Raw genomic sequence first — 13,540 nt, 5'->3', positions numbered from 1 at the left:
AGAAAAGCCCCCTTCGAAAGTCCCTCCTAAATAAATCTCAAAAAAGTCAGCAACTGAAGTAAGTGTTTCTTTCGGGATACTTGTTTTATTAACATCAAGGGCACAAAAGCCACTTGATTTATATTATAAATACCATGCTTAAACCTTGTATGTTTTTAAAGTTAACTAATTAATTTAATTATAGTCAATGAAAAACAAAACTCTGTTTCAAAGACCCAAGCTGCTCAAAGCATCGCTGGTTATTCTTTTGGCTGCTGCTCCTATTCAGTGGTCATTCGCACAATTCACATTTTCGACTCCCCGCACTACATTGGGGCAAGTGATCAAGACAGTGCAATCCCAATCTAAGTATCAATTCTTTTATGACGATCAATCGTCGAACATGCCGATTGAGAATCTGGAAGTAAAGAATGTAAGTCTGGAACAACTGCTGAACGCTGCACTTAAAGGCAAAAACCTGACATACAAAATCGAAGATAACATTGTTTATCTGTCTCAGGCTGCCAAACAGCAGGATCCGGCACAAACCTCGGTCAAACGGCAGGTCAGCGGTACGGTTGTAGATGCCAACGGCGAAGCACTGATCGGTGTAAACGTATCCGTAAAAGGTACCAGCACAGGAGCCATTACCGATTTGGAAGGTAAATACACCCTGACGGTCAACGATCCGAAAGCTGAAATCGTATTCTCCTATATCGGATACAAACAACAAGTACTGCCCGCAAAGGAAAGCATCCTGAACGTAACCATGAGTGAAGATACCCAGATGATCAGTGAAGTGGTTGTGACGGCTTTAGGTATCAAACGTGAAAAGAAAATGTTGGGATACGCCGTACAGGAAATCAAAGGTGACCAACTGAACCAGACCGGAGACCCTTCGGTTACCAGTGCATTGCAAGGTAAAGTAGCCGGTCTGCAAATGAACACGGCCGGTACAGGTCTTGGCGGTTCTACCAAGATCACGATTCGTGGTAACTCTTCTCTGGCTGACAACAACCAACCACTCTGGATTGTAGACGGTGTGCCGTTTAGCGATAACAATAACTCGGATGCTACTTACTACGGCGGCGTTGACCGCGGTGGTTCTTCCGTCGATATCAACCCCGAAGACATCGAATCGATTTCTGTACTGAAAGGTCCGAATGCCGCCGCTCTTTACGGTTCACGTGCCGGTAACGGTGTTATTTTGGTTACTACTAAGAAAGGTAGCAAGAAAGACGGTTTCGGAGTGCGCTATAGCGGTAACTTCACTTGGAGTCAAGTAGCCGAAACCCTCGAGATGCAGGATCGCTATGGACAGGGACACATTGTGACCCAGGATGAGAACAAGAATCCGCTGTCTCAATATTACGCGAAATATGATCCGACAGACTCCTCAAGCTGGGGACCGGTATTGGACGGAAGCATGCAGAAAGCCTGGAACGGCGACACATATGCTTTCTCCAAATACGGAAACAAACTGAAAGATTATTTTGATACCGGCTTCGCACAGAACCACAATGTATCTGTAAGTAACGTTACAGACAAATCACATTTCCGCGCTTCTTTTGGTAGTTCAAACAACAAAGGCGTATTCCCGAACGAAAAACTGAACCGAATCAACCTTGACCTGAATGCCGGAATGGAAATGAACAAGTATCTTTCTATGGATGGAAAGATTTCACTTTCACGCACCAAAGCAGAAGACCGCCCCTATTTCGGTACATACGGAGCCATCGCTCAATTGATGGGTATTCCTAACAATATCCGTCTGGACGATCTGAAACAATACTCCACAGCCGACAATGCACACGTGAACTGGACAGGTCCTACTGCCGGTATCCGCAATCCTTATTACGTTCTGAACCAACGCCACAACTCTGACGAACGTTGGAGAGCCTTCGGTTACTATGGAATGAAAATCAACTTTACCGACTGGTTGCACCTATCCGCCAAGTATGCATTCGACTATTATCGTACCCGAATCGAAGAAACTAATGCGGGTGACGGTATCAACGGCGAAAGCAGTATCAAAGATATCACAGACGATGAAATGAACCGTGAAGAACAGAACTTCTTCGAATCGAACGCGGAAATTGTATTGATGGGTGACAAACAATTGACGGACAATTTCCGTCTGGGCTTCACTGTAGGCGGTAACTTCATGTACCAGAACTACGAGTCACTGAATGCCGGTGTACGCAATATGCTTGATAAAGGGCAGTGGATTTTCAATGCAGCCAATATGCTGAACACAGCGGGAGAAACGGGCCATGAACGTGCTACTAACTCTGTCTTCGGATCTCTGCAACTCTCCTGGAAAGAGTATCTGTCACTGGACCTGACTGCCCGCAACGACTGGTCGTCCACACTACCAAAGAAGAACAACTCTTTCTTCTATCCGTCTGCCAATTTGAGTTTCGTCGTGTCTGATTTTGTCCGTTCGCTGGACAAGACATTACCAAGCTGGTTAACTTTTGCCAAAGTACGTCTGTCGGCAGCACAAGTAGGTAAAGATACAGATCCGTATCAACTGTATAACACCTACGGATTCAAGTTCGAAAAGGGTGAACTGATCCCAAGCAAATCGAACGTGAAGATGAATGACCAACTGAAACCGGAAATCTCTTCATCCTACGAAGCAGGTCTGGATATGAAGTTCCTCAACAACCGTCTGGGATTTGACTTTACCTATTATTACAGCCGTACGAAAAACCAGATCATGAAAGTGCCTGCCGCAGCTCCTTGGAGTGGTGGGAAATGGGTAAATGCAGGTTTAATTACCAACAAAGGTTTCGAAATGATGATTTACTCGACACCGGTACAACTGAAAGACTTCTCTTTCGACTTAAATGTCAATCTGGCCAAAAACGTATCGAACGTAGAGAAACTGGCTGAAGGTGTAGATTACATCTATTTCAACGGTGACTCTAACTTCCCGATCAACGTAGGTGCACGTCCGGGTCATAAACTGGGTGAGATTTATGCTAAGACCCTTTACAAACGTGACGAACAGGGCAACATCATCATCAACAAAGAAAACGGTCTGCCTATGACTACTACTGACGCTGACGAACGCCTGGCAAAACCCATCGGAAATATCCAACCCAACTTGCTGATGTCCGTATCTCCGTCATTCACCTACAAAGGCTTTACACTATCGGCCATGTTCGATATGAAATTCGGCGGTGACATCATCTCTATTTCTGAAATGAACGCTACAGGCTCAGGTATGGCCAAACGTACCATGAATCGTGGTGAAAGCGACAACTTCATGATGATATTCCCCGGAGTATATGAAGACGGAACGCCGAATACCCAAAAGATTTCAGCTTCCAACTATTACGGTGCTTTGAACGCGGAAGACTTTATCTATGACGCTTCTTTCATCAAACTGAAAGAATTGGCTATCGGCTATACGTTCCCTAAAAGCATGTTGAAAAAGACACCGATCAACTCGCTGAATGTATCATTCGTGGCACGCAACCTGGCTTATCTGTTGAAACACACTCCGGGAACAAGTCCTGAAGGTGGTTACGATACGACCATGTTCTCACAGGCCATCGACTTTATGGCCGTACCTTATACCCGTACATTCGGATTCTCAGTTAACCTTGGTTTCTAATTTTATAAATAAAGATATAGTATGAAATTCAAAATATATAAATCACTTGCCATGTGCACCCTCCTCTTAGGACTGGCTGCATGTAATGATTTCGAAGAAATGAATACCGACCCCTATGCGCCGGTATACGATCCGGAAATAATCGGTGCCACCCCCGACGGAATCGATATTGACTACGAACTGACACCAAGCGCGCTGAAAAGCCTTCAAGGAACGGAAAGTGCCATCGGTTCAGTATTTGCCAACCTAACTTACGAAGGAGTGTATAACGACTATCAGGTTACTACCAATCTGACCCATGACATCTACGCCGCTTACTTTGCAAACAATGTCAGCGGATTCGTAACCAACTCACCTACTTACGGATATAACGACGGATGGTCCAAAAAACGTTGGGAACACTTCTACGATAATCGTACAGTAGAAGAGTACAGCCAGTTGATCAAAACATTCTGGTTCTGTGGAAAGGAACGCTATCATAACGCATTCTATATCACCCGCATCTACTACGCATTCCTAATCTCTATGCAGACAGACACTTATGGAGCCATTCCATTGGAATACTACGTAAAGGGTGCAATGCCTACAGACGAAAAAGTGAAGTATATGGATCAGAAAGATGTATATGACGTCATCTTTAAGATGCTTGACCAAGCCATCACTGCACTCCATAACACCCCATCTACCGCACAATACAGCTTGGGTGAAAACGATAAGTGCTTTGGAGGTGACAAAGACAAATGGCTTCGTTTTGCCAATACCCTTCGCTTACGATTGGCACTGCGTGTATCGAATGTAGATCCTCAACTGGCTAAAGAACAGGGTGAGAAAGCAATGACTGATCCTGCCGGATTGATGCAAAACGATGACGACAACATGAAGCAGACTCCCAAGTATTCATACATAACGGGTGGCAACGAAAACATCTACACACTTCTGTACAACTGGAGTGCCAACGTAGTGTTATCCAAAGAAATGGAAAGAGCTTACAAAGAACAATCCACCATTCTCGACCCGCGTTGCGAAATCTTGTGGTGGAGACCGACTGCCCTTGAAAATCTTAATCTAACCGAACCCAAAGAGGATATGACGAAAGATTTCAATGGTTGTGAAAATGGTGAAACTTCATTGGGAGGTAGCTATACAACCACTTATTCTCCGAGTCGCGTATTCATCAAGCAAGACCAGAAGAAACTCGACCGTAAACATTGGTGGTGCTACGCACGTGAAATTGTATGGCTGGGTTACTCCGAGAGTTTATTCCTTCGGGCAGAAGCCGCTCTCCGCGGATGGGCAGGTGCAAATGGAACAGCTGAAGAATTATATAAGGAAGGCATCGAAGCTTCCTTCAACTACTATCAGATTGGCGCTGACGAAGAAGGTCAGGAGAAGATCAACAAGTATATGGAAGGACTGAAAGGATTACAAGCTTTCAAGAGTGGTGACAGAGAAGCACAACTGGAGCAGATCATCACCCAGAAATGGATTGCCGTATATCCGAATGGCAATGAAGGGTGGGCAGAGTTCCGCCGTACAGACTATCCCCGCTACATGAAAACACCTAAAGGAGGCAACAACTCAGGGGGTGAAGTCGCAAACGGCAAGTTCATCAAACGCCTGAGATACCCGGATAGCGAAGTGTCCAACCCGAACCGTCCGAAAGATGTAGATACACAAGGAACTCGTTTATGGTGGGACGTAGCCGACACCAATGATGATGGAGGCAATTACGTTACTCCAAACAATTTCCGCTAAACAACGAGATTAATATTCATGCACTGACAATAGATTAGGTTACACAAGAGAAACAGGGAGCCCGAGATGGGTTCCCTGTTTTTATGTATACTCCTGTCACTCTATTTGTTCTTTCGGATAATTCACCAAATAGAGTGTCTTCGATGCACGTGTGAAAGCTGTATATAGCCAGCGGAAATAATCCGGCGTCAGATATTCATCCGACATATACCCCTGATCGAGAAAAACATTCTGCCACTGCCCGCCCTGTGCCTTATGGCAAGTCACTGCATAAGCATACTTTACCTGCAAAGCATTGTAATGCGGATCTGCTTTCATCTTTTTCATTCGCTCCCGCTTGACAGTAATATCCGCATAGTCCTCAAGTACGGAATAAAAAAGCCGGTCATTTTCTGTTTTGGGCAAGGCAGGGGCATCCGAATGGAGTGTATCCAGCAACAAGTTTGCTTCAATTTCAAAATCATTATAATCCGGGAATGAAAGAACCACTTCGGCAAACCGAAAACCATACAGTTCACGAGTACGTCTCACCCGGCGAACCACGGCAATCTCTCCGTTCGCTATGAAATCCATTTCTTTATACCTCTCAGTCCAGTAATAATTATTCTTCGCTATCATTAGCAAATCACCCGTATTCAGTTCATCTTCCCGGTAAAGAATCTGGGCACGTATACCTTTATTATATATATTGGCCCGCTTATTGGAACGACATACCACAATCGTCTCGTCCATGCCATCTTTTTCGTAACATCCGGTCAGGGTCTCAATCAGCTCGTCACCGGGTACTACCTTTATATCCGGAAATCCACTCACTTTTATCTTAGGCAACGAGCAACACTCCTCTTCAGCAATTAACCGGCGTATTTGAGTCGCATTCCATAATATACCAGATGCCTGTACCTGACGCACCACTTGTGTCAGATCGACCTCTGTCACATTCAGTCCGTATCCTTTCAATGCCTCTGTAACAAGTGCAGGACTTTGCTCTTCCCCTACCGGAGGCAGCTGGGCTGTATCTCCCATCAACAGCAAACGGCATCCTGCACCGGAATAAACAAACTCGACCAGATCATCCAAAAGCCGCCCCGTACCAAACATAGATCCCGACAAACCTTCATTCGAAATCATGGAAGCTTCATCTACAATATATAATGTATGGGTGGTAAGATTATCATTGATTGAAAAATTACTTACTTCATTCGAAAATGACTGCTGCCTGTATATCTTTTTATGAATGGTAAAAGCAGGATGTCCCGCGTAAGCAGAAAATACCTTAGCTGCCCTCCCCGTAGGCGCCAGCAATACTGATTTCTGTTGTAACTTATCCATCGCTTTCACCAAGGCTCCGACAAGAGAAGTCTTTCCGGTTCCTGCATATCCACGAAGCACAAAAACCGTCTCATTAGCCGTAGAAAGTAGAAACTCTGAAAGAGATTTTACAGCTATTTCTTGCTCAAAAGTTGGCTGATAAGAAAAATTTTCCTTAATTTGCCGCTCTAAATAGTTATTTATCATTTTTGTACGAGAAAAAAGTTACAAGAACTATCGTTAATTAGATTTATTTATTTTATTTTTGCGCTACGAATATAAACTAAAAAAAACATATTTATCATGAAAACAGTATTTAATATCGTACTAGGTCTATGCGTAATTGCTTTGGTTTACATTTGCTATGCCAGCATCATGGGTCCTATCAACTTCGAAAATGCTAAAAAGCACAGAGACAAAGCAGTTGTTGCCCGCTTGATCGATATTCGTAAAGCTCAGGCAGAATATCGTAATATCTACAAGCAGTACACTGCAAGCTTTGACACACTGATCGATTTCGTTAAGACACAAAAGATTCCTTTCGTATCTAAAGAAGGCGTATTGAGCGACAAGCAGCTGGAAGACGGTATGACTGAAAAGAAAGCTATGGCTATGATCAACAAGGCTAAAAAGACTAACAACTGGAAAGAAGTTGAAGCTGCCGGCTTGATGGGCTTCAAACGTGATACAATATGGGTTGCCGTAACAGATACTATCTACGATAAGTCATTCAATGCAGACTCTTTGAGATACGTTCCGTTCGGTGGCGGTGCACAGTTTGAAATGTACACCAGAAACGATACAACTAAATCAGGAGCTCCTATCTTCCTGTTCCAGGCTAATACTCCGTATGATGTATACTTGAACGGACTTGACAAGCAAGAAATCGCAAACTTGAAAGATGTTCAAACCAAACTGGGTAAATATCCAGGCTTGATGGTAGGTTCTATTGACACTCCGAACAACGGCGCAGGTAACTGGGAATAATCCGAATATGCCCGATAGAGCAATTGCAGAAACGATTGACTTTAGTAAATCGGAACAATATACATTGTCCATCCGTCTTAGTACGGATGGATTTTCTTTTTCTATCTACAATCCGATTCACGATAGTTCGCTCTCTTTCTTTGAGAAAGAGGTCGAGCCTTCATTATCTCTTACAGCCAACCTCAAAAAGGCTTTTCGTGAATTAAACTTTCTGAATCATACTTACAAACGGGTAAACATCCTGATGGCGGACAAACGTTTCACACTAATCCCCCTTGAACTGTTTGAGGATGATCAGTCCGAAATGGTATTCTACCACAACCACACTCCCAAAGAAAATGAAACAATAAAATACAATATTTTAAAAAAGAATAATGCCGTAGTCATCTTCGGTATGGACAAAAGCACTTATCAATTCTTGTCCGATCACTACCCTGAGGCAAGATTTTATTCACAGGCAGCCCCATTAGCAGAATATTTTTCAACAAAAAGCAGATTAGGCAACAGTAAAAAGATATATGCCTCTATCCGCCACAATGCCATCGACTTTTTCTGTTACGAACGCGGACATCTGCTTCTTGCCAATTCATTTGAATGTCGCAAAACAGATGACCGAATCTACTATCTCCTCTATCTTTGGAAACAACTGAATTTCGACCAGGAGCGAGACGAACTTCACCTGACAGGTGTATTTGACGATAAAGAGAAACTAACGCAGGAATTACGTAAATACATTCAACAAGTATTCATAATGAACCCTGCAAGCAATATTGACATGCAAGCCTTATTAACATGCGAGTAATCAGCGGAATATATAAAAGAAGAAGATTTGATGTGCCCAGAACATTCAAAGCACGTCCCACAACAGATTTTGCCAAAGAAAATCTGTTTAACGTTTTATCCAACTACATGGACTTCGAAGACGGCATTGTTGCCCTTGACCTCTTTGCCGGTACAGGCAGCATCAGCATTGAACTGGTGTCACGCGGTTGCGACCGTGTCATCAGTGTAGAGAAAGATGGTGCCCATCATGCTTTTATCAGTAAAATAATGAAGGAAGTGCAGACGGATAAATGCCTGCCTATACGTGGAGATGTATTCAAATTCATTAATGGCAGTCATGAGCAATTCGACTTTATTTTTGCCGACCCTCCTTATGAACTGAAAGAACTGGAAACAATCCCGGATCTGGTTTTCGAAAACAATATGTTGAAAGAAAACGGACTTTTTGTCCTGGAGCATGGCAAAAAGAATAACTTTGAGGATAATCCCCATTTCATTGAAAGAAGAGTATACGGTAGTGTAAACTTCTCTTTTTTCAGATAAACTGCAGAAGATACACTTTACAGCAAAGGAGCGAGCAAACGGACTACAGACTCCATCGCTTTCTGCCTCCAGGAACGCTTCTCCCAGTTCTTCAAGAAGATCTGGGTACTTTCCCGTTGATCCTGTAAAAAGATCTCCCGCATCTGTAGGGCAGTCTCCATATCGTACATAAAGGCATTTACTTCGAAATTGTGTTCGAAACTGCGAAAATCGAGATTGGTAGACCCCACGGTTGAAAGCATATCATCTGAAACCATCAATTTGGAATGCAGGAATCCCTTTTTATAAAAATAGACCTTGACTCCTGCCCGCAAAGCATCTGCCAGATAAGAACAGGAACCTAAGTGCGTCACTCGGTTGTCTGCATGTTCAGGCAACATCAACCTGACATCTACCCCGGCTAATGCCGCAGTCTGCATAGCAACCAGTATCTGTTCGGTAGGCAGGAAGTAAGGAGTCTGCATATAGAAATATTTCTTGGCACCGGATATGGCAACCGTCAATCCCTGCATGATTTCTTTCCAAGGGCCAATCGGTTCACTCGTTACAATCTGTACCAAAGAGTTGCCACAGGCCTCTATCTTAGGAAAATAACGTGAAGCCGTAATCAAGGTACGATCCACAAAATACCAATCCAGCAAAAAGGCAGTCTGCAGACCATGTACAGCCTTTCCTTCAAGCATTATATGCGTATCCCGCCAAATTCCCCAAGAGAAACCGCGCATATAGCGTTCGGCAAGATTCATTCCTCCTACAAATCCGATACGACCGTCTATCACTACAATCTTTCGGTGATTACGATAGTTGACCTTACTCGTAAATAGGGGAAAACGTACTTTCAGAAAACTCCGCACCTCAATTCCGGCATCACGCATCTCTTCAAAGAATCTATGAGGAACGTGCCAGCACCCTACATCATCATAAATCACACGTACCTCAACTCCCTCGCGTGCCTTCTCTATCAATACATCACGCACCAGACGCCCCACCGGATCATCTTCAAAGATATAATATTCCATATGAATATGGAATCTGGCCTTTTGCAGCTCTCGCAATAAAGCCTGAAGTTTAGAATATCCGCCGGTATAAATATCCACCCGGTTTCCTTCGAACGGAAAGGCTTGGTTCGTGTTCTGAAACAGTTGTATCAGACGGGCATATTCTTTCGGCGTTTCACAGCAGTTCTGTGCCAGATACTCTGCCATCGGCTTTTTGAGCAATCGATTGTAACTTTTCTTACCGATAATCTTCTCACGCCGCTGGCTACGCCCGAAAAAGAAATAGAAAACCAACCCTACAACCGGAAGGAACATAAGGATCAGAATCCATGCCATTGTCTTTACCGGATTACGATTGTCGAGAATCACGATGACAATCGTACCGATAATAGCCCCGAAATAAATAATATCAAAGGCAACGGTAGCTATTACGCTTGCTATGTAGTTCCAATCTATCATATTCACCCTCCGCGTATTATACAAACAACAAATGTATGGAAAATATCGGATACGGACAACAACTGTCCCGATTCAAAACGACAATCCCTCCGAACAGATGCAAAATTAAAGAGATTTTGCAATCTATCCGGAGGGAGTTATCAGGTCAGTCTTTTATTAAAAATGAGGACGTCCGCCTCCAAAACCGCCGGGACCTCTACCGGGTCCGCCAAATCCTCTACGTCCGCCGCTATTCATCATCTTTTCACGGGCCGCTTTACTACCAAAGATATTCAGGCGATAAATGAAGTGTACCATACAGTAACTATTGATACCATTATATTCGGATACCGAACGCATATCGGCTGTCAACGAACGGCTGATGTTGCTCTGCTGCCTAAGGATATCATATACTTCAAAACTGATAGTACCTGCACCTTTCAGCAACGACTGCGCAAGTTGTGCATTCCAGATCAGTTCATTACGATTCATACTCGAATCACGATAACCACGACGGCTTTGATTAGTGATGTTAGTAGCCAAGGTCATCTTCCAGGGCATCGTTATATTGGTACTTGCTCCATAAGAATATGTATAAGGTTCCTGATTATTCTCCGGACGGAGTTTATTACGTTCTGCTGTATAATTGATTGAACCATTCAACGAAAACTCGAACCAGTCATTACGATAAGAGCCTGTAACCCTCTCGCCCAACATCAAACCGGTACTTGTATTTCTATCATTGTTTTTCGTATCCTGATTGTAGAGGAACGCTACATTATTCTGATAATTGATGTTGGTAAAAGTATTAATCGTATACTTCTTGTTCCTCAAAGCTGTATTGAAACCGAACAAACCAAAAGCATTCCAGTTACCGTTAATATTTTCCGGACGCGTAATCAAACCACCGGTTTCTTCATTATAACGAGTACTATTGCTGATACTGTTCTGTGTAGCAGTAAAGCTGAAATGGGTCATAATTCCACGCTGTTTCTCTGCATTGTATGTATTGTAGAATAAACGCATCGTATGTGCAAAAGAAGGTTTCAACCCGGGATTACCCATACGGATATTCAATGGGTTTGAGTTGTCGGTTATAGGCAACAGATTCTCCATAGTAGGTTGACTGCTACGTCCCCGGTAGGTAAAGCGCAACTGACTCACCTTTGAGAAACGGAAGCGTAAATCCATATTCGGTGCAAAGTTAAACACAGTACGTGTCGTATCGATCATATAGTCTCCCTTTTTATAGGACAAAGTGGAATTCTGCGGCTGGAAAGACATACCTACATTCAACTGATACTTCTGACGAATGAAGCGTAAACCCACTGAAGCATCATGGTTATAGTAACGATATTCGGCATTCTTACTCAAGCTGTCCACTGCATGAGCTTCGTATCCGGAAGGAAGGGTCCCCCCGATAGTCCAATCGGGATAATCCAGTAAATCGAATGTAGTCTTGTCACTTTTACTGTATTTATACTGGAACTGGTAGCTGAATTGTAAGAAAGTAGCCTTTGCAATCGGTTCGCTATAAGTCACTTGTGCCGTATAGTTATAATTGTGTGTAGGAGTTGTAATATACTGATTACGATACAAGATGGAGTCACCCCCCAAATGATTCAACAATTGGTAATAACGTGTTTCGGATTGCGTATATTGGTCGTTATCATTATCACCATAACCGAAAACCCCACGGAAAGTCAGGTTACGTCCTTTATTATTCAATTTCCGGTTAACCTGCAAAGTGGCATTTCCCGACAGACTATTCCCCTTGGACAGCGAAGCACTGTTGGTAGCATTTACACGGATATCTTTCAGCGGATCATCGGAAAGATTGTCAAAATTCAGATAATCATTCGGATTTGCCACCAGATTGAAAGGATCTTCATTAAAGGTTCCCGACTCCGAAAGAGAAGCATTGTTGGTTCTTCCATAAGAAAAATTCGGGCGAAAAATAATATTTGTCAGCGTATCTGGTTTCCACTCCATACGGAAGTCGGCATTCACATTTGTCCCCTTATTCCGGTTCTTATTATTCGAATTAGAATATGAATTACCATTCTGAAGGAAGCGTTCGGAAGAGTTGATACTCGAAATATCTCCATCCTGGAAATTATAACGTACACTACCTCCCAGTTCAATCTTGTTGGTCTGAGTGGCAAAGGTAGCTCCTAACATTTTAGTGGCATTCAAGCCATTGTTGCTCCGCCAGCGCGGCCCTCCACCTCCACCGGAGAAACCCTGATCGTTTACATTGTTTGCCGAACCAATAATCGAAAACTGAGTATTATCAATAAAGCGATTCAACATCATTCGTCCGGTATAACGGTCCTTAGTACCGGCTCCCAGATCTGCATTGCCAAACCATCCTTGATTCATTCCTTTCTTCACGGTCAGGTCAAGCACCGTTTCCTCTTCGCCATCGTCAATACCCGTCACACGTGCCAAATCTGATTTTTTATCATAAGTTTTCAGCTTATCGACCATGTCTACAGGAAGATTCTTTAAACCGGTCTTTACGTCTCCACCAAAGAATTCCTTACCATCGACCATAATTTTTTTCAGTTCTTTCCCATTGATTTTGACATTACCATCATCATCTATTTCAGCACCCGGAAGCTTCTTAACCAACTCCTCCAACATAGCACCCTCAGGCGTACGATAAGCACTGGAATTATACATCAACGTATCTTCTACTACCGTCACCTGCGGAGCTTCGGCCACCACAACTGCTTCTTTAAGCATAACAGCATCGGTTGCCAATTCGATATTTCCCATCTTTTTGGCAGGAACATTAGCCGTCAACTGAACGGGGATAACTTTTGTGATGTATCCGATAAAAGATACTTTAAGCAGATATTTTCCCGGTTTCTGCTTGGATAAAGAGAAGTAGCCTTGTGCTGAAGTGGTCATACCCGCTACCTGAGCACTGTCGGGGAGAGATAATAACTGCACGGCAGCGAGTTCGACCGGTTCTTTCGTACCGGCCTCTATTACACGTCCCGATACGGTTACAATTTTGTTTTGCGCATAAGTGGATAGGGTAACTGTCAGCAGCAACACCATCCAGATCAATAGTTTCTTCATTTGCCTGTAGGTTGAATAATAACAATCGTTTGTT

General features: G+C 43.3%; 8 protein-coding genes. 5 read left to right on the top strand and 3 right to left on the bottom strand.

The window, feature by feature from the left end:
- Positions 1-187: 187 nt before the first annotated feature.
- Both R3O62_RS08225 and R3O62_RS08220 read left to right on the top strand, forming a co-directional pair.
- Positions 188-3,604: a SusC/RagA family TonB-linked outer membrane protein gene (locus R3O62_RS08225; protein ID WP_044302121.1), complete on the top strand. Its 3,417-nt coding sequence runs from the start codon at positions 188-190 to the stop codon at positions 3,602-3,604.
- A 21-nt stretch (positions 3,605-3,625) separates the two neighbouring features.
- The gene (locus R3O62_RS08220; RefSeq protein WP_005810464.1) at positions 3,626-5,359 is read left to right on the top strand and encodes a SusD/RagB family nutrient-binding outer membrane lipoprotein; all 1,734 of its coding nucleotides are present in this window, start codon (positions 3,626-3,628) and stop codon (positions 5,357-5,359) included.
- Between the two features lie 96 nt (positions 5,360-5,455).
- On the opposite strand, the gene R3O62_RS08215 is transcribed toward R3O62_RS08220, so the two are convergent.
- Positions 5,456-6,874 (bottom strand): ATP-dependent DNA helicase, encoded by a 1,419-nt coding sequence (locus R3O62_RS08215; RefSeq protein WP_317472951.1) that lies wholly within the window; start codon positions 6,872-6,874, stop codon positions 5,456-5,458.
- Between the two features lie 96 nt (positions 6,875-6,970).
- On the opposite strand from R3O62_RS08215, the gene R3O62_RS08210 reads away from it, so the two are divergent.
- Genes R3O62_RS08210 through R3O62_RS08200 form a run of 3 tightly spaced genes read left to right on the top strand, consistent with a single transcriptional unit; the run spans position 6,971 to position 8,980 of the window.
- Entirely contained in the window at positions 6,971-7,654 is a 684-nt protein-coding gene (locus R3O62_RS08210; protein WP_005810469.1) for a hypothetical protein, read from the top strand.
- Positions 7,655-7,661: 7 nt separating this feature from the next.
- Positions 7,662-8,456, top strand: a complete 795-nt coding sequence (locus tag R3O62_RS08205; protein ID WP_005810471.1) for a DUF3822 family protein — start codon at positions 7,662-7,664, stop codon at positions 8,454-8,456.
- Positions 8,447-8,980, top strand: coding sequence for an RsmD family RNA methyltransferase (locus tag R3O62_RS08200; RefSeq protein WP_032529912.1), 534 nt, complete (start codon positions 8,447-8,449; stop codon positions 8,978-8,980). The genes R3O62_RS08205 and R3O62_RS08200 overlap by 10 nt, the downstream gene beginning before the upstream one ends.
- Before the next feature lie 17 nt (positions 8,981-8,997).
- Here R3O62_RS08200 and cls read toward each other — a convergent pair whose 3' ends face one another.
- A complete protein-coding gene (gene cls / locus R3O62_RS08195) occupies positions 8,998-10,437 on the bottom strand; it encodes a cardiolipin synthase (protein WP_005810475.1) in 1,440 nt (479 codons plus the stop codon).
- A gap of 156 nt (positions 10,438-10,593) precedes the next feature.
- On the bottom strand, positions 10,594-13,506 hold the full coding sequence (locus R3O62_RS08190; protein WP_032529910.1) for a TonB-dependent receptor: 2,913 nt from the start codon (positions 13,504-13,506) through the stop codon (positions 10,594-10,596).
- Positions 13,507-13,540: the final 34 nt, after the last annotated feature.

The sequence above is a fragment of the Bacteroides hominis genome, from assembly GCF_033042785.2.
Classification (GTDB): domain Bacteria; phylum Bacteroidota; class Bacteroidia; order Bacteroidales; family Bacteroidaceae; genus Bacteroides; species Bacteroides hominis.
Note: the sequence above shows the minus strand (reverse complement) of the source record. Positions and strands in the feature narration are given on the sequence as shown.

What these genes read in the sequence shown, in the direction of transcription:
- R3O62_RS08225 (WP_044302121.1), top strand. Translation starts at nt 188, where the DNA reads ATGAAAAACAAAACTCTGTTTCAAAGACCCAAGCTGCTCAAAGCATCG.
- R3O62_RS08220 (WP_005810464.1), top strand. Translation starts at nt 3,626, where the DNA reads ATGAAATTCAAAATATATAAATCACTTGCCATGTGCACCCTCCTCTTA.
- R3O62_RS08215 (WP_317472951.1), bottom strand. Translation starts at nt 6,874, where the DNA reads ATGATAAATAACTATTTAGAGCGGCAAATTAAGGAAAATTTTTCTTAT.
- R3O62_RS08210 (WP_005810469.1), top strand. Translation starts at nt 6,971, where the DNA reads ATGAAAACAGTATTTAATATCGTACTAGGTCTATGCGTAATTGCTTTG.
- R3O62_RS08205 (WP_005810471.1), top strand. Translation starts at nt 7,662, where the DNA reads ATGCCCGATAGAGCAATTGCAGAAACGATTGACTTTAGTAAATCGGAA.
- R3O62_RS08200 (WP_032529912.1), top strand. Translation starts at nt 8,447, where the DNA reads ATGCGAGTAATCAGCGGAATATATAAAAGAAGAAGATTTGATGTGCCC.
- cls (WP_005810475.1), bottom strand. Translation starts at nt 10,437, where the DNA reads ATGATAGATTGGAACTACATAGCAAGCGTAATAGCTACCGTTGCCTTT.
- R3O62_RS08190 (WP_032529910.1), bottom strand. Translation starts at nt 13,506, where the DNA reads ATGAAGAAACTATTGATCTGGATGGTGTTGCTGCTGACAGTTACCCTA.